Here is a 17,859-nt window from a genome sequence, read left to right on the forward strand (position 1 = left end):
GCCATCGTAAGCGAGGACCGCGCCGTGCCGGGAGGGCTGCCACCGCGTTCTCCCCACCGCACCCCTTCCAGGACAACGGACGAGGCCGACGGAAGGTGCCGGGAAGCGGCGAAAAGCGCTCGCGTACCGCGCTCCCCGTCACCACAATCCCCGCATGAACCCCGTCAGCCTCACCACGGAACGCCTGCTCATGCGCCCCTTCGCCCCCGAGGACGAGGACGCCGTGTACACCGCCTGCCAGGACCCGGAGATCCAGCGCTGGACAGTTGTCCCCTCGCCGTACACCCGTGCCGACGCGGAGCTCTTCACCCGGAAACTCTCACCCGCGGGCTGGCAGGACGACACGATGTACAACTTCGCCCTGCTGCTGCGGGACGGCGGCCCGCTCGTCGGCGCGCTCGGCGTCAACCGCACCCTGCCCGGCACCTACGAGGTGGGTTACTGGACGGCCGGGGAACACCGCGGCGCCGGTTACACGACGGAAGCGGTGCTGGCGGCGGCCCACTGGGCGTTCACCGTCCTTCGCGCGGACCGCTTCGAGTGGCGGGCGGAGATCGGCAACGCCCCTTCCCGGGCGGTCGCCCGGCGTGCCGGATTCCACATGGAGGGCGAGCAGCGGTCGGGCCTGGTCAACAAGGGAACACGGCGCGACACCTGGATCGGCTCACTGCTCCCGGCCGATCTCGGGCTGCCAGGGACCCTTCCGTATCTGCCGGCCTCCGATGTCAGTGGCGCGCTCTAGGGTTCAGCCCATGACGTCTGTGCCGCCGCCCGTTCTGGAACTCTCCGCCGACCAGGCACGCCGGATAGCCCTGCGCGCACAGGGCTTCCTCGGCGCCCCCGACCGCCGGGGCGGGGTCCCGGGGGTGCTGCGCCATCTCGGGGCCGTCCAGCTCGACACCATCTCGGTCCTCGCCCGGTCGCACGAGCTCGTGCCGTACGCCCGTCTCGGCGCGCTCGGCCGCCGCACGGTCGACGACGCCTACTGGTCCGGGGGCCGGTCGTTCGAGTACTGGTCGCACGCAGCGTGCATCCTGCCGGTCGAGGAGTGGCCTCACTTCGCGTTCCGCCGCCGCGCCTACCGCTCCCGGCCGCACTGGAACCACGAGCTGCCCGACGGGGCCTACGAGACGGTGATCAAGCAGCTGCGCACCGAGGGCCCGCTGACGGCGACCGAGCTCGGCGGCGCGAAGAACGGCGGCGAGTGGTGGGACTGGTCCGCCTCCAAGGTCGCCGTCGAACGGGCCCTGATGTACGGCGAGGTGGTGTGCACCGAACGGCGCGGCTGGAAGCGCGTCTACGACCTGGCGGAGCGCGCGATCCCGGACGCCGTCCTCCACGACGACCTGGACGACACGGAGTGCCTGCGCCGCCTGGTGGCCCTGGCGGGACGGTCGCTGGGCGTCGGCACCCGGTCGGACATCGCCGACTACCACCGGCTCAAGGCCGAGCAGTTCGACACCGTCGTGGCGGACTCCGGGCTGGTCCCGGTGGCGGTGCGGGGCTGGGCGAAGCCTGCCTGGGCACACCCCGAGGCCCTGGCCTCGGAACCGCGCGGACGGCACCGTACGACGCTGCTGTCGCCTTTCGACTCGTTGATCTGGGAGCGGGCGCGCACGGAGCGTGTCTTCGGCTTCACCCACCGCCTGGAGGCGTACGTCCCCCGGGCCAAGCGGATCCACGGCTACTTCGCGATGCCGCTGCTGGCGGGCGGCATGCTGCGCGGCCGGGTGGACCCGGCCAGGGAGGGGACCACGCTGGTCGCCCGCCAGGTGTCGCTGGACGGAGTGAAGTCCGTGAAGCCGATGGCCGAGGCCCTCGTGGAGGCGGCGTCCTGGGTCGGCTGCACCGATGTACGGCTGGAGCGCGTCGACGCGCCGGAGCTGCGCGAGCCGCTCGTGGCGGAGATCGCCCGTGTCATCCCGTAGGACGCCGGACAGCTGCTCCACCGCTACCTGATCTCGAGGATCTTCTCCCGCATGGCATAGACCACGGCTTCCATGCGGGAGTGCAGCTGGAGCTTCTCCAGGATATTGCGGACGTGGTTCTTCACCGTGTTCTCGGAAATGAACAATTCCTTGGCGATATCACGGTTGTTCATGCCGGTGGCCACGAGCTTGAGCACTTCCAGCTCCCGCTCGGTCAGCCGCGGCGCGGGAACGAGCCGGCGTTCGTCGGTGCGCTGGATCATCGACTTGAACTCGGTGAGCAGTTTGGAGGCCATCGACGGACTGATCTGCGATTGGCCGTCCGCCACCGCGCGAATGGCCGTGGCGACCTCGTCGGTCGAGATCTCCTTCAGCAGGTACCCGGTGGCCCCTGCCTTGATCGCCTCGTAGAGGTCGGCCTCCTCGTCGCTGATCGTCAACATGATGATCTTCGCGCTGGGGGCCACTTCCTTGATGGAGGTGCAGGCTTCGATGCCGCCGCGCTTGGGCATCCGGACGTCCATCAGCACGATGTCGGGCAGCAGGTCCGCCGCCTTGTCGACCGCCTCCGCGCCGTCCCCCGCCTCTCCGACGACCTGGATGTCCTCCTCCTGTGCGAGGACGATCTCCAGACCCCTGCGGAAGAGCGCGTGGTCATCCACCACAAGCACCCTGATGGGCTCCTTGCGGGAACCGCCGTCGTCCGCAACGGAATCCGTACCGGCAGCGCTGTGGGCATCGCTCGTGCCACGCACGGGCCCGAAGGTGTCCGCCATCGTTCCTCCCCCTGAAGGCAACTGCCTGAGGTCACAGGCTGTGCGCCAACGGCAGTGCACAGAGCACTGATTGGCCTGGGCCACCATGCTTTCATGCCCGGCCGCCGAAACGGTGCCCCGCGCTCGCACGCGGTGCCCCCGGAGCATTCGGACGCTCCAGGGGCACCGCGTATCGGCTGTGGGTGGAGGGCGTCAGCCGCCGAGCGCACCGCCCGCGCCGCCCGCCCCGTCCGAGGCCAGCGGGTCGGTCCTCAGGTGAATGACACCGTAGTCATAGGCGTGCCGCCGGTAGACGACACTGGGCTCCTTGGTCTCGGAGTCGACGAACAGGTAGAAGTCGTGCCCGACCAGCTCCATCTCGTAGAGCGCCTGGTCGAGCGTCATCGGTGCTGCGACGTGCATCTTCTCGCGCACCACGAGCGGTCCCTCGCCCTGTACCTCGAGCGAGCCCATCCGCGTGGTCGGCACGGAGTGCTCCGGCTCCTCGGGAATCAGCTCACCGTCCCCGTTGAACGAGGCGGCGCCCGGGACGACCTCCGCGACCTCGGCTGCCGACAGCCGGCCGTTACCACGCCTGCTGTAGCGCTTGTCGTGCTCCTTGCGCAGCTGTGTGTCCAGCTTGTCGGTGGCCAGGTCAAGCGCTGCGTACGGGTCGCCTGCCGCCGCTTCCGCCCGGATGACCGGCCCACGTGAGCGGAGCGTGATCTCCACCCGTGCCGCACGGTCGGCCTGACGGGGATTCGGCTCCTTGGACACCTCGACGTCGAGGCTGATCACCTTGCCGTCGAACTTCTGGATCTTGTCCAGCTTCAGCTTCTCGGCCACGTGCTTGCGGAACCGCTCGGGCACCTCGGTCTTGCGGCCCTTGACGACGATGTCCACGCAGAACTCCGTTCCCGGATCGCTCCGCTTCGGCGGCGGAGCATCTCCCTTTTGCACCAGGCTCCGGTGATCGCCGGAGCCGCTGACTCGGTGGCTGTCACCTCCTCCTCCCCCATCGGCGGGCTTTCACCCCACCGATTTTTATGCTTCTGGCGTACCGGTGGGCTACCTGCCCGAAACCTGGTGGCGCATTCATCGAGGTGCGGAATTCACCGCCCCTCACAACCGAACATAGCCTGCCCACCCCCGTGTCGGCACCCGCTACTCACGCGTACCTCCGAGCGGGGCCCTTTACCCACTCGCCACCTGCGACGATGGAAGTTATCTGTCAGTTCCGGTTTATTTCGAAAGCAGACGGAGAAGCTGCGACAACCGCGGCCCGGAGCCCTTCCGCAGCCCCCATGCCGGGGGGTCTCGCGGCGCGCACCGCACGCGCCGCCTCCGCCAGCGTGGCCCCCGTCGTGAGCAGGTCGTCGACGAGCACGACCCGGCCGCCGTCGAGCAGCTTCCGGCCCCCGGCCGCGACGACGAGCGCGCCCGCCATATTCGTCTGCCGGTCCCGGGCTCCCAGCCCCGCCTGGTCCGCCACCGCACGCCGCTGCCGCAGTACGGCGAGCAGTCCGGCCCGTGCCCCTCCGCGCCGGAGCTCAGCGGCGGCCGCAGCGGCGATCCTGCGCACCGGATCGTGCCCGCGCCCGGCCGTGGCCCGCCGCGCCGACGGCACGGGCACGAGCAGCAACGGGCCGGCCTCGCCCCCGTGCCCCGCTCCGGCCCGCACAGCGGCCGCCAGCGCGCAGCCGAGCACTCCGGCCAGGCCGAGGGCCCCGCGCTCCTTATGGGCAAGCAGCATCGCCCTCACGGCGTTCTCGTACGGGGCCGCCGCGTGGACCACCGGCAGCCCGTCGGGCTCGGGCGCAGGCCGTACGCGCCGGGGTCCGGACGCCAGACCGACGGCACACTCCAGGCACAACTCCGTCCGCGGCCTGCCGCAGCCCCCACAGGCCACCGGCAGCACCAGTCCCACGATCTCCCGCCACCAACCCCGCACAGCCCCACTGTGCCCGCACGGCGGGTGTCCGACCATCCCTGTGGAAAACCCCTGTGGAAACCGCGAAGCTCCTGCCTACCGCCCGCACGCCCGCACGCCCGCACGCCCGCACGCCCGCACGCCCGCACGCCCGCACCGACGGTGATCGCCGCCCCGGGACGGCACTCCGTGCGCTCGGCCGGGGAGGACCTCAGCCGGGGTAGACCAGCGAGGAGCCCTCCTTGAGAACCGTCTGCCAGTTGTCCCCGGGCGACAGCTTCACTATCCCGTCGCTCTCGGTGTCGGCCATCAGCGGCAGCTGCTCGTCGCCGGCTGCCGCGACCGCCGTCACCTGGTTCACGCCCGGCAGGACTCCGGAGGACGCCGTGGACCCGTCGGCCTGCACATACCGCACCTGCTGCACACCGCCCTCCTCCTTGCCGACCACCACGAGACGGCTCCGGCCGGACCAGGAAACAGCCGTCACGTCGGCCAGCTGGGGCGCGGCCCGGCGCAGGTCCTCCACCGAGACCGTCTCGTCCTCTCCCGAACCATGACGCTCGACCCGGCCGATGTGCAGCGTCGTGTGCCCGTCCCGCGACACCCGCAGGGCGATCCGCACCCCGTCCGCCGACATGCGCAGCGCCTCGATCCGCCCGCTCAAGCCGGGTACCGAGACCTCCTGCGGCTCTCCGGCGCCGTCCACGAGCCGCAGCAGCCTGGGATCCGACGGATCGCGGTCGGCGACCCACAGATCACCCCCGCCGTCCCAGCTCGGTGCCGACAGCCGGTCCGCGTCCTGCTTCGCGCTGCTGCTCACCACAGGGGCGGACAGCTCGCCCTCCTCGGTGAGGGAGGACACGTAGAGATGCTGCTGATTCGCCGAGACGGTGGCGGCCTGCTGTTCGTCCCGGGCCACGCCCACGGCGCTCATGGCCACCGGCCCGCTGCCCAGCGGACCGGTCACGGGCTCCGGATCACCGCTGCCCTTACTGCTTCCGGGGATGCGCTGCACGTGCCCTTCGTCGTCGACGAAGTACTGGCTGTCGGGGCCGCCCGCTCCGTCGTCCGAGGCGAACTCCTCGGCCTCATCGGCCCCGAGGGAGCACAGCGGGCCCTGCTCACCCTGCAGCTCCACCTGCCCCACCCGGGCGGAGGTCAGGTCCCGCAGGGTGTAGAGCACCTGGGCCGCCATCATCCGGCAGGCACCCTGCCCGGCCTTCTCGGCCTTCTTGTTGAGCGGCACCTTCAGGACGTTCTGGTCGTCCGGTGCCAGCGAGGTGACCCCGGCCTTCAGCGCCGTACCGGCGGGGAAGCGCGAATCGACGACCGGTCGCAGCCAGTTCGACGGGCCTTCCAGCAGCGTCCGCACCGTCTGCGACGCCGTGTCCATCCGTGTGACGGGGTCCGTGCGGTTCCGTACGTAGACGGGGTCCGCGACAAGTGCGGACTCGTCGTCCGTCCGTCCCGCGGCGAAGTAGTACTTGTTCACGGACCTGTAGAGGCGCTTGAAGTCCGACTGTCCGAGCACCAGACCGTCCGGCACGATGTCGATGCGCCACTCCTGCTTGCCGTCCGCCGCTCTCTCACGGACCAGATGAAGCATCTGGGAGTACTCCGACGGGGCCAGCGGCCGGTAGGAACTCTGCGCGTCGACAGCCGCCACCTGCTCGCCGGTCAGCGTGTAGGTGGTCTCGGTCGTCCTGCGTTCCGTGCCCTGGATCGTCGGCCCGTTGCGATTGGGCGCCTGCGCGAGCACGGTGGTGCCCTCGCCCGGCTGCCACGTACGCGCGGTTTCCGCGGTCAGATATTTGCGGGTGGTCCGGAAGTCGGGGTCGTCACTGGTCATCGACTCCAGGAAGCCGTCGACGACCTCGATGGGTCCGGCGCCCTCCCTCGGCGGCACTGCGTACACCTGGACCTGTGCGTCACCGGCCTGCGAGGCGTCGACCGCCTTCACGTCGCCCGTCACCGGCATCGCTCCGCACCCGGCGAGCAGCACGACACCGCAGCCGAGCAGCACGGACAACCGCACCACCCGCCCGCGGCCGCCCCGACAGCGGTCAGCGTCCACGAGTTGTGTCCTCCTGCTCCGGATCCTGCGTATCTGGGTCGGGACTTCCGCCCGGCCGGACGGCGGCCGGACGCGACACCACACGCGCTCCGCTGCCCGGCAGGGCCGCGGGATCGACCGACGCCGGCGTACGTGACGCCGCCGGTCCGTGCGACGGCACCGCCAGGTGCGAACCCACCGCGGAACCCGTCCGGTCCGGTACGGACATCAGCCGGTGACTGTCCGGCTCCGGAGCCGCCTCCGCACGCTCACGGTCCTCCCGGTTGCGCCGGGAGTCCTCCGGCTCCAGCGGTATCGGTGACCCGCGCAGCGGCTCGTCCGCCGTACGGGGCAGAGTCAGCCGGAACTGCGAGCCGCCACCGGGCTCGCCCCAGGCCTGCAGCCATCCACCGTGCAGCCGGGCGTCCTCGACGGCGATCGACAGACCCAGGCCTGTGCCACCGGTGGTGCGGGCACGTGCCGGGTCCGCCCGCCAGAAACGGTTGAAGACCCGGGTAGCCTCGCCCGGCTTGAGCCCCACGCCGTAGTCCCTGACCGCCACGGCCACGGCGCCCTGAGCGACGCCCATCCGCACGATGACGTCCCGGCCCTCACCGTGCTCGACGGCGTTGACGACGAGGTTGCGCAGTACCCGCTCGACTCGGCGCGCGTCGGCCTCCGCGACCACGGGCTGTTCGTCACCCGCGACCAGGATCCGGCTGCCCTTGCGCTCCGCCAGCGGCTCGGCGCCGCCGATCACCCGCCGGACGACCGTACGCAGGTCTATCGGCTCGGCCTCCAGCGCCGCGGCCCCCGCGTCGAACCTGCTGATCTCCAGCAGATCGGACAGGAGCGACTCGAAGCGGTCGAGCTGGTCCCCCAGCAACTCCGCGGACCGGGCCGTGACCGGGTCGAAGTCGACCCGCGCCTCATGGATGACATCGGCGGCCATCCGCACGGTCGTCAGCGGAGTGCGCAGCTCATGGCTCACGTCCGAGACGAACCGCCGCTGCATGCGGGAGAGCTCCTCCAACTGCTGGATCTTCAGCTGAAGGTTCTGCGCCATCTTGTTGAAGGCCTCACCGAGGCGGGCGATGTCGTCCTCACCGGTGACCTTCATCCGTTCCTGGAGACGGCCGGCGGAAAGTCTCTCGGCGATCCCCGCCGCCATCCGTACGGGCGTGACGACCTGGCGCACCACGAACCAGGCGATCGCGCCGAGGAGCACGACGACGAACAGGCCGGCCGTGGCCAGTGTGGTCGTCACCAGGGTCAGCGACTTCTCCTCCTGCGTGAGCGGGAAGAGGTAGTACAGCTCGTAGGGGTTCTGGTCGACGTCGTAGAGCCGCTTGCCGACGACGAGCCCGGGCTCCGAATGCTTCCCGTACGAGTACCGGATCAGTGAATAGGTCTGGAAGGCACCTGACCCCTCGCCCACGTCGTCCCGCAGCCTCTGCGGGATGCTGGACGCCTCCACGCTTCCCGAGCCGCGCGGGGCGCGGCTGGTGGTGCTCTGTCCCAGGGAGTCGTCGCTGAGTGCCACCACGTTGAAAGCGTTCGTACCACCGCTGGCCAGCTGGTCGACGAGCTCGGTGCGCCATGAGGTACTGGCCGTCACACCGTCGGCGCCGTCCGCGGTCTCGTCACCCGGAACCAGCGGCGCGTTCGCGTTCGCCTGGGCGGCAGCGAAGCCACCGGCCGCCTGTGTCTGCGCGGCCTTCCCCTTCGCGTCGAGCAGGCCGTTGCGGACCTGCCCGATCACGACGAAGCCGAGGAGCAGTACCACGGCGATCGACATCAGCAGCGTGCCCGCCACGACGCGCAACTGCAGATTGCGCCTCCACAGCCGGACGGCCGGCAGCAGCGGCCCGCGGATCCACCGCATGAGCAGCCGCGGCACGGGGCCGCCGGGCGTCCGGTCACGGAACAACCGGGCGCCCCGCGGGAACCTGCCGAAACGAGGAGTACTCCGCGCCGGACCGGCAGCCCGCTCCGTACGGGCCCCGGGCGTCCCGGGTGGCGGAGCAGCGCTGCCCAGGGTCATGTCAGCTCGGTCCGGCCTTGTAACCGACACCGCGTACGGTCACGACGATCTCCGGCCGCTCCGGGTCCTTCTCCACCTTCGAGCGGAGTCGCTGGACATGCACGTTCACCAGACGGGTGTCGGCGGCGTGGCGATAACCCCACACCTGCTCGAGCAGCACCTCTCGGGTGAAGACCTGCCACGGCTTGCGGGCGAGAGCGACCAGCAGGTCGAACTCCAGCGGGGTGAGGGCGATGGACTGCCCCTCCCGCTTCACCGAGTGACCGGCCACATCGATGACCAGGTCACCGATCGCCAGCTGCTCCGGCGCAGGCTCTTCGGACCTCCGCAAACGCGCCCTGATCCGGGCAACCAACTCCTTCGGTTTGAACGGCTTGACGATGTAGTCGTCGGCCCCGGATTCCAGGCCCACCACCACATCCACCGTGTCGCTCTTGGCAGTGAGCATGACGATCGGCACACCTGACTCTGCCCTGATCAGCCTGCAGACCTCGATGCCGTCCCGTCCGGGCAGCATGAGGTCCAGCAGCACCAGGTCAGGCTTGGCCTCACGAAATGCGGCCAGTGCCTTGTCGCCGTCCGCTACGAACGACGGCTCGAAACCTTCTCCACGCAGCACGATGCCGAGCATCTCGGCCAGTGCGGTGTCGTCGTCGACGACAAGGACGCGTCCCTTCATAAACGACATCATCCCATTAGCTAATCGTTACCTGCGATGACCTGGCACACAGCTCTGCCAGTCCGACCCCCGTGACCGGGGAAATGACGCCCTCCTCCGTGACGATCGCCGTGACCAGTTCGGGCGGCGTGATGTCGAATGCGGGGTTGTACGCCTGGGTTCCCGGGGGTGCGACGACCGTCCCGCCCCCGCCGTCTCCGGCCGGAGCACCAGGTTTCGATGTGAACTCCGTCACTTCGGTCGCGGAACGCTGCTCCACGACGATCGATGTGCCGTCCACCGTCTCCAGATCGACCGTGGTCGTCGGCGCCACGACGAGGAACGGCACATGGTGGTACTTCGCGAGCACCGCCAACGGATAACTCCCCACCTTGTTGGCCACCGAGCCGTCCGCTGCAATACGGTCCGCCCCGATGATTACGGCATCCACCTCCCCTACCGCAAACAGCGAACCCGCCGCGTTGTCCGTGAGCAAGCTGAACGGCATCCCGTGCCGCCCCGCCTCGTACGCCGTCAGCCGGGCCCCCTGAAGCAACGGCCTGGTCTCGTCCACCCACAGCTGCCGCAGGCTGCCTTCCCGGTGCGCTCTCAGAGCCACCGCGAAAGCCGTGCCCTCACCGCCGGACACGAGCGCCCCGGTGTTGCAGTGCGTCAGCAGCCGGTGGCCGCCTCGTCCCGGCAGGAGCTCCGCCAGCAGCTCCAGACCGTACTGCGCCATGCGCTCACTGGCCGCCGCGTCCTCCTGATGCAGAGCCCGCGCCTCGGCCAGAGCCGCCGCGGCCGCCGCCTCCGGGCCGAGCCCGCTCTCGACAGCCGCCCGGTGCTCCCGCGCCACCCGACGCGCCCCGTACCCGAGATTGACCGCGGTGGGCCGCGCCTGCTCCAGAAGCTCCGCGGCCTGCGCCACGTCCTCACCCCGGGCAGCGGCCAGCGCCACCCCGTACCCCCCGGCGATACCCAGCAGAGGCGCCCCCCGCACCGCCAGCATCCTGATCGCCCGCAATAGCGCGGGCACATCGGCGCACACCAGCGCGACCTCCTCGGCGGGCAGCCGCGTCTGGTCGAGCAGCACCACCGCAGGGCCTTCCGGAGGCTCGTCCCAGCGGAGTACGGAGAGGGCCGGAGGCTCGATACCCACCGGCGTTTGTGCGTCCTGATCAGCCATCTGCCCAGTCTGCCCGCTGAACCGGCCGCACACGACGGCAAGAAGGAGATAGAGCGCCTGGTCCGCCCCGGACCGACGCGTGGCACGATGGCTGGCAACCTGCCGCCCCGATGAGCGGGCAGGACTGTGAAGGAGCGACGATGAACGACTCTCCGGGCTGGGCTTCGCCCGGATCCGCCCCCTCCGACGGCCAGGAGACGGGCATTCCCAGACCTTCCTCGCCCGTCGACGGAGCCGGACCCGCCGGACAGTGGTCTCCCGCACAGCCGCCTCCGGGGCAGTGGTCCCCTCCGAGTGCCCCCGGCAGCGGACCTGGCGCTCCCCCACCCGCTCCCGGCTGGGGCGGCATGCAGCAAGGCCCTGGGTGGGGCCGCGCTCCCCTGGCTGCGAAGCCCGGCGTCATCCCGCTCCGACCCCTGGGTGTCGGCGAGATCCTCGACGGTGCGGTCTCCACCATGCGCACCCACTGGCGCACGGTCCTCGGTATCAGCCTCACGGTCTCCGTGATCGCGGAGACCGTGCTCATCCTCGTGCAGCGCTATCTCCTGCCCGAGCAGAAGCCGGTGGACCCGAACGCGACCGGGGCCGAAGCCCTCCGCCAGGCCTCCGAATCGGCGCAGTCGCAGCTGGTGAACAGCGCCCCGGGCACCCTCATCGCGATGTTCGCCACGCTGATCACCACCTCGCTCCTCACCGTGGTGGTCAGCCGCTCCGTGCTGGGCCGTGGAGTGACGCTCTCCGAGGCATGGTCCGAGGCCCGCCCCCGGCTTCTTCCGCTGCTGGGGCTGACCCTGCTGCTGAGTCTGATGAGCGCCGCGATCATGGCGGTGGGCCTGCTTCCCGGCCTGGCCCTGGGCGACGGCGCGGGTGGGCTCGCACTGACTTTCCTCGGCTTCTTCGCCGCCTGCGCCGTGGCTCTCTGGCTGATGATCCGCTTCATGCTCGCAGCGCCGGCACTGATGCTGGAACGACAGCCCGTACTCACCGCCATGCGCCGGTCCGCCAAGCTGGTCAAGGGGAGCTGGTGGCGGACGTTCGGCATTCTGGCCCTCACCTACCTGCTGGTCATCATCCTGACCTTGATCATCGCGATTCCCTTCGGCATCATCGCCCTGTCCCTGGACAGCGACGGACTGAGCGGGTTCCTCAACGGCACCACGCCGAACTTCGGCTGGCCGTTCCTCATCGTCACGGGCATCGGCGAAGTGATCGTCTCGACGCTCGCCTACCCCTTCACCGCAGGCGTGATGGCCCTGCTCTACGTCGACCAGCGCATCCGCCGCGAGGCGCTCGACCTCGACCTCGCCAGGGCCGCGGGCGTGCCCGGATACGAAACCCACAGGAGCTGATGCGGTGACGGGGGCGGGGGGCACCACCGAGGCAGTACGGCTCATCCGGGCGGGCGAGGACATACCCGTGGACACACCACGCGTCCCCGCCCGCGAAGCGGCGCAGGACGAACTGTCCGACCCGATGTACCACGAGCACGATCCCAACCTTTTGGAACGCGGCCTCGACCGCTTCTGGGACTGGGTCGGTGAACTCCTCGACGGAGCTGCCGGGGCAGCCCCCGGCGGCCCGCTCGGGCTCGTCGTTCTGATCCTGGCCGTCGCCGGACTCGGCACCGCGCTGTGGTGGCGGCTCGGCACGCCACGGCGCACCGCCCACGCCCCGGAAACCCTCTTCGGCAGCACGGCCCGCAGCGCGGCCGACCACCGCACCGCGGCCGCGGCACACGCCGATGCCCGGCGCTGGACCGAAGCCGTCCAGGAACGCATGCGCGCCCTCGTCCGCTCCCTGGAGGACCGGGCCGTACTCGACCCGCGCCCCGGCCGCACCGCGGACGAGGCGGCGGCCGAGGCAGGCCGGCTGATGTCCGCGCACGCCGGCCGGCTCCGCTCCGCGGCACGGGTCTTCGACGACGTCACATACGGTGGCCGAGCCGCGGACGAGGACGCGTACCTGACCCTGCGCACGCTCGACCTGGAGCTCGAGGCCGCCAAGCCCGGGCTGGGCACCGGCGCATCCCAGGGGGCCACCGGATGACGACCACCACGCCCGGCCCCACCACGTCGGCATCCCGCACCCCCCGACAGGTCTGGGAACGCGTCCGGGGCCTGCTGCTCGCCGCCCTCATCCTCCTCGTCGCCGGAGTCACCCTCGCCGCCGTCCGCTCCGGTGGCCAGCACGGCCGGCTCGACCCGCGCTCCGGGGACCCCAACGGCAGCCGGGCCGTCGCCGAGCTCCTCAAAGACCGTGGCGTCGCCGTCGACGTGGTCACCACCCTCGACGAAGCAACAGGCGCGACGGGCCCCGACACCACCTTGCTCGTCGCCGCCCCCGACATGCTCACCGCGCACCAGCAAAAGCGCCTTCACGCGGCGACCGCGGGCTCCGCGGGCCGCACCGTGCTGGTCGCCCCGGGCGGCTCCGCGGTAGCCCGGCTCGTCCCCGGCGTGCGCCAAGAAGCGCGCGGACCTGTGACCGCGCGCCCCCCACGCTGCGAACTGCCCGCAGCCCGCGTTGCGGGAACCACCGACATGGGCGGCGTCCTCTACGCGACGGACGCGCACGAGGCGACCAGCTGCTACCCGGACGACGAACTCGCCTCCCTCCTTGTCCTGCCGGGACGAGGCAAGGGCGACACCGTGCTGCTCGGCTCCGCAGACATCCTCCACAACGACCGTCTCGACCAGCAGGGCAACGCCTCGCTGGGCCTGCAACTCCTCGGATCCCGCACACATCTCGCCTGGTACCTCCCCTCGCTCGACGACCCCTCCGCAGTCGGTGACGGCGCCGACAGCGGTGACGGCGGCGCCGCGGAGGAAAGCGGCCTCATCGGCCTCATCCCGTCGGGATGGCTCTGGGGCACCCTCCAACTGGCCCTCGCCGCCGCCCTCGCCGCCATCTGGCGTGCGCGCCGCTTCGGCCCGCTGGTCACCGAGCGGCTACCGGTGGCCATCCGGGCCTCCGAGTCCACCGAGGGCCGGGCCCGCCTCTACCGCAAGGCCGACGCCCGCGACCGCGCAGCCGCCACACTGCGCGCCGCCACGCGGACCCGCATCGCACCGCTCCTCGGGGTGGCCCCCCGTGACACCGATTCCCTCGCCCTGCTCCTGCCTGCCGTCACCGCCCGTCTCGGCAGCACGGGCAGCGACCTCAGCTCCCTCCTCTTCGGCCCGGCTCCGGCCGATGACGCCGCCCTTGTCCTCTTGACCGATCAACTGGACGCCCTCGAAAGAGAGGTACGCACTTCATGACCGCCCCGACCCCGGAGACCGCCGAGCTTGCGGCACCCACAGAGACCCGTGCGGTCGCCGTGAACTCCGACAGCGCACGCGCCTCCCTGGAAACGCTGCGTGCCGAGATCGCCAAGGCCGTGGTGGGCCAGGACCCGGCCGTCACCGGGATGGTCGTCGCTCTGCTCTGCCGGGGCCATGTCCTATTGGAAGGCGTCCCAGGAGTCGCGAAGACCCTTCTGGTCCGCGCACTTGCGGCCTCTCTCGAACTGGACACCAAACGCGTCCAGTTCACCCCCGACCTGATGCCGAGCGACATCACGGGCTCACTCGTCTACGACGCCCGAACCGCAGAGTTCTCCTTCCAGCCCGGACCGGTGTTCACCAACCTGCTGCTCGCCGACGAGATCAACCGCACCCCGCCAAAAACACAGTCCTCCCTGCTCGAAGCCATGGAGGAACGTCAGGTCACCATCGACGGGTCCCCTCGGCCTCTGCCCGACCCTTTCCTGGTCGCGGCCACGCAGAACCCCGTCGAATACGAGGGCACCTACCCCCTGCCCGAGGCCCAACTGGACCGCTTCCTCCTCAAGCTGACGGTCCCCCTCCCGTCACGCGAGGACGAGATAGACGTGCTCACTCGCCACGCGGAGGGGTTCGACCCGCGAGACCTCAAGGCAGCAGGCATACAGCCCGTAGCCGGCCCCGCGGACCTCGACGCAGCACGCGCCGCCGTCGCCGCCACCTCTGTCTCCCCCGAGATCGCCGCCTATGTCGTGGATATCTGCCGTGCCACGCGTGAATCCCCCTCACTCACCCTCGGTGCCTCTCCCCGAGGAGCCACCGCACTGCTCTCGACAGCACGGGCATGGGCCTGGCTCACAGGCCGGGACTACGTCATCCCGGACGATGTGAAAGCACTCGCACTTCCCACGCTCCGTCATCGCCTACAGCTACGGCCGGAAGCGGAGATGGAGGGAGTCACCACTGACTCCGTCATCACCACTGTCCTCGCACACGTCCCCGTCCCCCGGTGAGGGGGTGACCATGGCCCTCACCGGACGGGCCGCTCTGGTGGCGGCTCTGGGGTCACTCCCCGTAGGCATCCTGGCCCCCAGTTGGACCGGGATGCTTGCGGTCAATGTCCCTCTGTCACTGGCAATTCTGTGCGACTACGCGCTGGCCGCGCCAGTGCGTACGCTGCAGTTCACCCGATCCGGTGATACATCCGTTCGACTCGGCGACACCGCAACAGTGCAACTCACGGTGACCAACCCGTCCCGGCGACGGCTCCGCGCCCACCTACGCGACGCCTGGCCCCCCAGCAGCTGGACCTCGGAGGCCGAACAGGCTTCGTCGCGGCACCGACTCGCCGTGCCCGCCGGGGAGCGGCGCCGTCTGACCACACTCCTGCGTCCTTCTCGGCGCGGTGACCGCCTGGCGGACCGTGTGACCGTCCGATCCTTCGGCCCCCTCGGCCTCATCGCCCGCCAGGGACATCACCGTGTGCCCTGGACCGTCCGGGTCCTGCCCCCCTTCACCAGCCGGAAGCATCTGCCTTCAAGGCTCGCCAGACTGCGTGAACTGGACGGCCGGACCAGCGTGCTCACCCGCGGAGAAGGCACGGAGTTCGACAGCCTCCGTGCCTACGTCCCGGGAGACGACACGCGTTCCATCGACTGGCGAGCGACCGCGCGCCAGTCCGCGGTCGCTGTCCGCACCTGGCGCCCTGAGCGCGACCGCCACATCCTCGTCGTCCTCGACACCGGCCGCACATCGGCAGGCCGGGTCGGCGACGTACCGCGACTCGACGCCGCCATGGACGCGGCCCTCCTGCTCACAGCCCTGGCCACCCGCGCCGGCGACCGCGTGAACCTGATCGCATACGACCGGCGTGTCCGAGCCCAGGTACGGGGCAGGACAGCAGGCAAGGACGTCCTGCCGACGTTCGTCAGCACTCTTGCCACCCTGGAACCCGAGCTGGTGGAAACCGACGCACACGGTCTCAGCACGGCCGCACTGGCGAACGCTCCCCGCCGCTCCCTGATCGTGCTGCTCACGAGCCTCGACGCCGCTCCCGTCGAAGAGGGCCTCCTGCCGGTCCTCCCGCAACTCACCCAGCGCCACACGGTTCTGGTCGCGGCTGTCGCGGACCCCCACGTCGAGGCGATGGCCCGTGCGCGGGGCACAGTGGACGCGGCTTACGAGGCAGCGGCCGGCACCCAGGCACAGGCCCAACGCCGCCGTACCGCGAACCTACTCCGCCGCCACGGCGTCACGGTGGTGGACGCCTCGCCCGACGACCTAGCCCCCGCGCTGGCAGACGCCTATCTCACGCTGAAGGCGGCCGGCCGACTGTAGACGGCGCGCACGGAGAAGGCCGGGGCAACACGAGCACCTCGAACTGGAGATGCTCCGAACCGGGGCTCGGTAGGGTGACTGCCATGCGCACGAAGATCCTTTACATGGTCATAGCCACTGCAGTGAGCCTGTCGGCTTCCGGGTGTGCGAGCGGGGACTCCGATACCGCCGGTGCGGACGAACAGGTCATCGGCGAGATTTTGCCGCAGAAGCTGGCCAGACCGGCCGACAGGCCGAAGGAGGACCTGCAACCCTCTCCGGCCGACGACGCCACGTTCGGCGAGAACCTCGCCCACGAGCTGCGCCGCAAGACGCTCGCCATGGCCGACGCCTCGGGCGAGGCCACCGCCGAATGCCCCGAGGACATCGGCTCCACGAGCGGTTCCCAAGTGAGCTGCACCGTCACCTACGAAGGTCTCGAAGTGGCCTGGAACGTGAGCATCGGCGACACGTCCGGCTGGTCGGACAACGTCGTGGAGTACACCGCATCCCCTCGCACCGGGGTGCTCACCCGCGAAGGTGTCGCCCGGCTGCTGTACGGAAATCACAGCGACAGCATCGATTACGTGCTCTGCAACGACATCCCCGAAGCCGTACTGGTTCCCCTGAACACGGAAACCGATTACACCTGCGAGCTCGTCCCCAAGGACAAGGAACCGATCGGCCTCAACGAGAGTGTGCGCGTGACTGAGGCCGGCCCGCGGGTCTACTGACCAGGAGCCTCACCGCTGCCCGCTGCCCGGCACCAGCTACTCCGCCGCCGGCCTGATCAACGTGGCGTGGTGGGCAGCTTCCGGGGCTCGATGCGCTCCTCCACCGCCTTGTCCCCCTCGCGCATGACCACGTAGGCGCCCTTCCCCGGAACCTCTGTCACCGCTTCGACGAGTTCTGTTCCCCGGTAGACCAGTCCGACTCCGTCATCTGTGCAGTGAGCTGTCGGCAGGGTCCCGTCCGCCACAAGCTGATGGATCAACGGACGCCGCCCCTCGTCCGAGTCGTAGTGCACGCCATTGCCGTAGGGCAGGAAGGAAAGAGCGTTCGTGATCGGGCGGAGCTCCGGTCCGAACGAATCGGTCGCGCCGCCCTGGAACCAGCAGATTGACCCCGCGCTGACTCCGCTGAGCACGACACCGGCTTCCCAGGCTCGGCGCATGACGCGGTCGAGGCCGTGGACTCTCCACACGGCCAGCAGATTGGCCACCGATCCACCCATGACCCAGACGACGTCCTGATCGAGTACCGCACCTTCGACGTCATCCACATTGGGCATGGGGAACAGATGAAGCGGCGTCAGGTCAAAGCCGGCTACCCGCGCGGCCTCGCTCATCCGGGTCGTGAAGTGTTCAGCGTCTCCGATTGCGGTGCCCACGTACATGATGCGTGGCCTGCGGCCGTGCACTCCGGAAAGATCAACCGCGTGGTGCACCAGAGAATCGAACGTCACCCTGGTGCGTCCTCCGACGCGGTGTCCGCCGGAGGTCGCGAGGATGGTCGGTTCCGATGCCGTCATGGTCATGATGATATCGGCGGAAAACTCGAAAAAGTGAGCTCACCCAAAACGAGCTGGCTTCTCTCATCTCGCGTCCTGTCGGTGCGGTGCCGCGACAGGACCGTGAACGCAGAAAAGCCCCGTGCCACAAGGGCACGGGGCTTTCCCGGAATAATTGTTCGGCGGCGTCCTACTCTCCCACAGGGTCCCCCCTGC

Annotated in this window: 16 protein-coding genes; 8 read left to right on the top strand and 8 right to left on the bottom strand. The window is 70.1% G+C overall.

The features are described from left to right. Positions 1-154: 154 nt before the first annotated feature. Both JOC24_RS30935 and JOC24_RS30940 read left to right on the top strand, forming a co-directional pair. Positions 155-742, top strand: coding sequence for a GNAT family N-acetyltransferase (locus JOC24_RS30935; RefSeq protein ID WP_205023751.1), 588 nt, complete (start codon positions 155-157; stop codon positions 740-742). A 10-nt stretch (positions 743-752) separates the two neighbouring features. Beyond that, complete coding sequence (locus tag JOC24_RS30940; RefSeq protein WP_205023752.1) at positions 753-1,928, top strand: winged helix-turn-helix domain-containing protein; 1,176 nt, start codon at positions 753-755, stop codon at positions 1,926-1,928. A gap of 23 nt (positions 1,929-1,951) precedes the next feature. On the opposite strand, the gene JOC24_RS30945 is transcribed toward JOC24_RS30940, so the two are convergent. The 7 genes from JOC24_RS30945 to mtnA all read right to left on the bottom strand — a co-directional run bounded on the left by JOC24_RS30945 (position 1,952) and on the right by mtnA (position 10,554). Beyond that, positions 1,952-2,704, bottom strand: a complete 753-nt coding sequence (locus JOC24_RS30945) for a response regulator (protein WP_205023753.1) — start codon at positions 2,702-2,704, stop codon at positions 1,952-1,954. 192 nt (positions 2,705-2,896) lie between these two features. Continuing rightward, the gene (gene hpf, locus JOC24_RS30950; RefSeq protein WP_205023754.1) at positions 2,897-3,586 is read right to left on the bottom strand and encodes a ribosome hibernation-promoting factor, HPF/YfiA family; all 690 of its coding nucleotides are present in this window, start codon (positions 3,584-3,586) and stop codon (positions 2,897-2,899) included. Between the two features lie 328 nt (positions 3,587-3,914). Then, positions 3,915-4,634, bottom strand: a complete 720-nt coding sequence (locus JOC24_RS30955; RefSeq protein ID WP_205023755.1) for a ComF family protein — start codon at positions 4,632-4,634, stop codon at positions 3,915-3,917. Positions 4,635-4,824: 190 nt separating this feature from the next. Next, a complete protein-coding gene (locus JOC24_RS30960; RefSeq protein ID WP_205023765.1) occupies positions 4,825-6,648 on the bottom strand; it encodes an LpqB family beta-propeller domain-containing protein in 1,824 nt (607 codons plus the stop codon). Positions 6,649-6,676: 28 nt separating this feature from the next. Then, the gene (gene mtrB, locus JOC24_RS30965) at positions 6,677-8,710 is read right to left on the bottom strand and encodes an MtrAB system histidine kinase MtrB (protein ID WP_205023756.1); all 2,034 of its coding nucleotides are present in this window, start codon (positions 8,708-8,710) and stop codon (positions 6,677-6,679) included. 1 nt (position 8,711) lies between these two features. After that, the gene (gene mtrA, locus JOC24_RS30970) at positions 8,712-9,401 is read right to left on the bottom strand and encodes a two-component system response regulator MtrA (protein ID WP_187281934.1); all 690 of its coding nucleotides are present in this window, start codon (positions 9,399-9,401) and stop codon (positions 8,712-8,714) included. A gap of 4 nt (positions 9,402-9,405) precedes the next feature. Next, complete coding sequence (gene mtnA / locus JOC24_RS30975) at positions 9,406-10,554, bottom strand: S-methyl-5-thioribose-1-phosphate isomerase (RefSeq protein ID WP_205023757.1); 1,149 nt, start codon at positions 10,552-10,554, stop codon at positions 9,406-9,408. Between the two features lie 140 nt (positions 10,555-10,694). Here mtnA and JOC24_RS30980 point away from each other — a divergent pair, with 140 nt between their 5' ends. From JOC24_RS30980 to JOC24_RS31005, 6 genes are all read left to right on the top strand, one after another. Continuing rightward, positions 10,695-11,903, top strand: coding sequence for a glycerophosphoryl diester phosphodiesterase membrane domain-containing protein (locus JOC24_RS30980; RefSeq protein WP_205023758.1), 1,209 nt, complete (start codon positions 10,695-10,697; stop codon positions 11,901-11,903). Between the two features lie 4 nt (positions 11,904-11,907). After that, the gene (locus JOC24_RS30985) at positions 11,908-12,600 is read left to right on the top strand and encodes a DUF4129 domain-containing protein (RefSeq protein WP_205023759.1); all 693 of its coding nucleotides are present in this window, start codon (positions 11,908-11,910) and stop codon (positions 12,598-12,600) included. Next, positions 12,597-13,814, top strand: a complete 1,218-nt coding sequence (locus JOC24_RS30990; RefSeq protein ID WP_205023760.1) for a DUF4350 domain-containing protein — start codon at positions 12,597-12,599, stop codon at positions 13,812-13,814. The genes JOC24_RS30985 and JOC24_RS30990 overlap by 4 nt, the downstream gene beginning before the upstream one ends. After that, the gene (locus tag JOC24_RS30995) at positions 13,811-14,830 is read left to right on the top strand and encodes an AAA family ATPase (RefSeq protein WP_205023761.1); all 1,020 of its coding nucleotides are present in this window, start codon (positions 13,811-13,813) and stop codon (positions 14,828-14,830) included. Before JOC24_RS30990 ends, JOC24_RS30995 begins: the two co-directional genes overlap by 4 nt. Before the next feature lie 10 nt (positions 14,831-14,840). Next, positions 14,841-16,154 (top strand): DUF58 domain-containing protein, encoded by a 1,314-nt coding sequence (locus JOC24_RS31000; RefSeq protein WP_205023762.1) that lies wholly within the window; start codon positions 14,841-14,843, stop codon positions 16,152-16,154. 83 nt (positions 16,155-16,237) lie between these two features. After that, entirely contained in the window at positions 16,238-16,867 is a 630-nt protein-coding gene (locus JOC24_RS31005) for a hypothetical protein (RefSeq protein WP_205023763.1), read from the top strand. Positions 16,868-16,923: 56 nt separating this feature from the next. On the opposite strand, the gene JOC24_RS31010 is transcribed toward JOC24_RS31005, so the two are convergent. Further along, complete coding sequence (locus tag JOC24_RS31010; protein ID WP_205023764.1) at positions 16,924-17,664, bottom strand: Type 1 glutamine amidotransferase-like domain-containing protein; 741 nt, start codon at positions 17,662-17,664, stop codon at positions 16,924-16,926. Positions 17,665-17,859 lie beyond the last annotated feature (195 nt).

It is taken from the genome of Streptomyces sp. HB132 (assembly GCF_016909575.1).
In the GTDB taxonomy this organism is placed as follows: Bacteria; Actinomycetota; Actinomycetes; order Streptomycetales; family Streptomycetaceae; genus Streptomyces.

Bases quoted from the DNA above. Each gene is read 5' to 3' on its own strand.
- JOC24_RS31000 (WP_205023762.1), top strand. From the start codon at position 14,841: ATGGCCCTCACCGGACGGGCCGCTCTGGTGGCGGCTCTGGGGTCACTC.
- JOC24_RS30995 (WP_205023761.1), top strand. From the start codon at position 13,811: ATGACCGCCCCGACCCCGGAGACCGCCGAGCTTGCGGCACCCACAGAG.
- JOC24_RS30945 (WP_205023753.1), bottom strand. From the start codon at position 2,704: ATGGCGGACACCTTCGGGCCCGTGCGTGGCACGAGCGATGCCCACAGC.
- mtrB (WP_205023756.1), bottom strand. From the start codon at position 8,710: ATGACCCTGGGCAGCGCTGCTCCGCCACCCGGGACGCCCGGGGCCCGT.
- JOC24_RS30935 (WP_205023751.1), top strand. From the start codon at position 155: ATGAACCCCGTCAGCCTCACCACGGAACGCCTGCTCATGCGCCCCTTC.
- JOC24_RS30980 (WP_205023758.1), top strand. From the start codon at position 10,695: ATGAACGACTCTCCGGGCTGGGCTTCGCCCGGATCCGCCCCCTCCGAC.
- JOC24_RS31010 (WP_205023764.1), bottom strand. From the start codon at position 17,664: ATGACGGCATCGGAACCGACCATCCTCGCGACCTCCGGCGGACACCGC.
- JOC24_RS30990 (WP_205023760.1), top strand. From the start codon at position 12,597: ATGACGACCACCACGCCCGGCCCCACCACGTCGGCATCCCGCACCCCC.
- JOC24_RS31005 (WP_205023763.1), top strand. From the start codon at position 16,238: ATGCGCACGAAGATCCTTTACATGGTCATAGCCACTGCAGTGAGCCTG.
- mtrA (WP_187281934.1), bottom strand. From the start codon at position 9,401: ATGATGTCGTTTATGAAGGGACGCGTCCTTGTCGTCGACGACGACACC.
- JOC24_RS30940 (WP_205023752.1), top strand. From the start codon at position 753: ATGACGTCTGTGCCGCCGCCCGTTCTGGAACTCTCCGCCGACCAGGCA.
- mtnA (WP_205023757.1), bottom strand. From the start codon at position 10,554: ATGGCTGATCAGGACGCACAAACGCCGGTGGGTATCGAGCCTCCGGCC.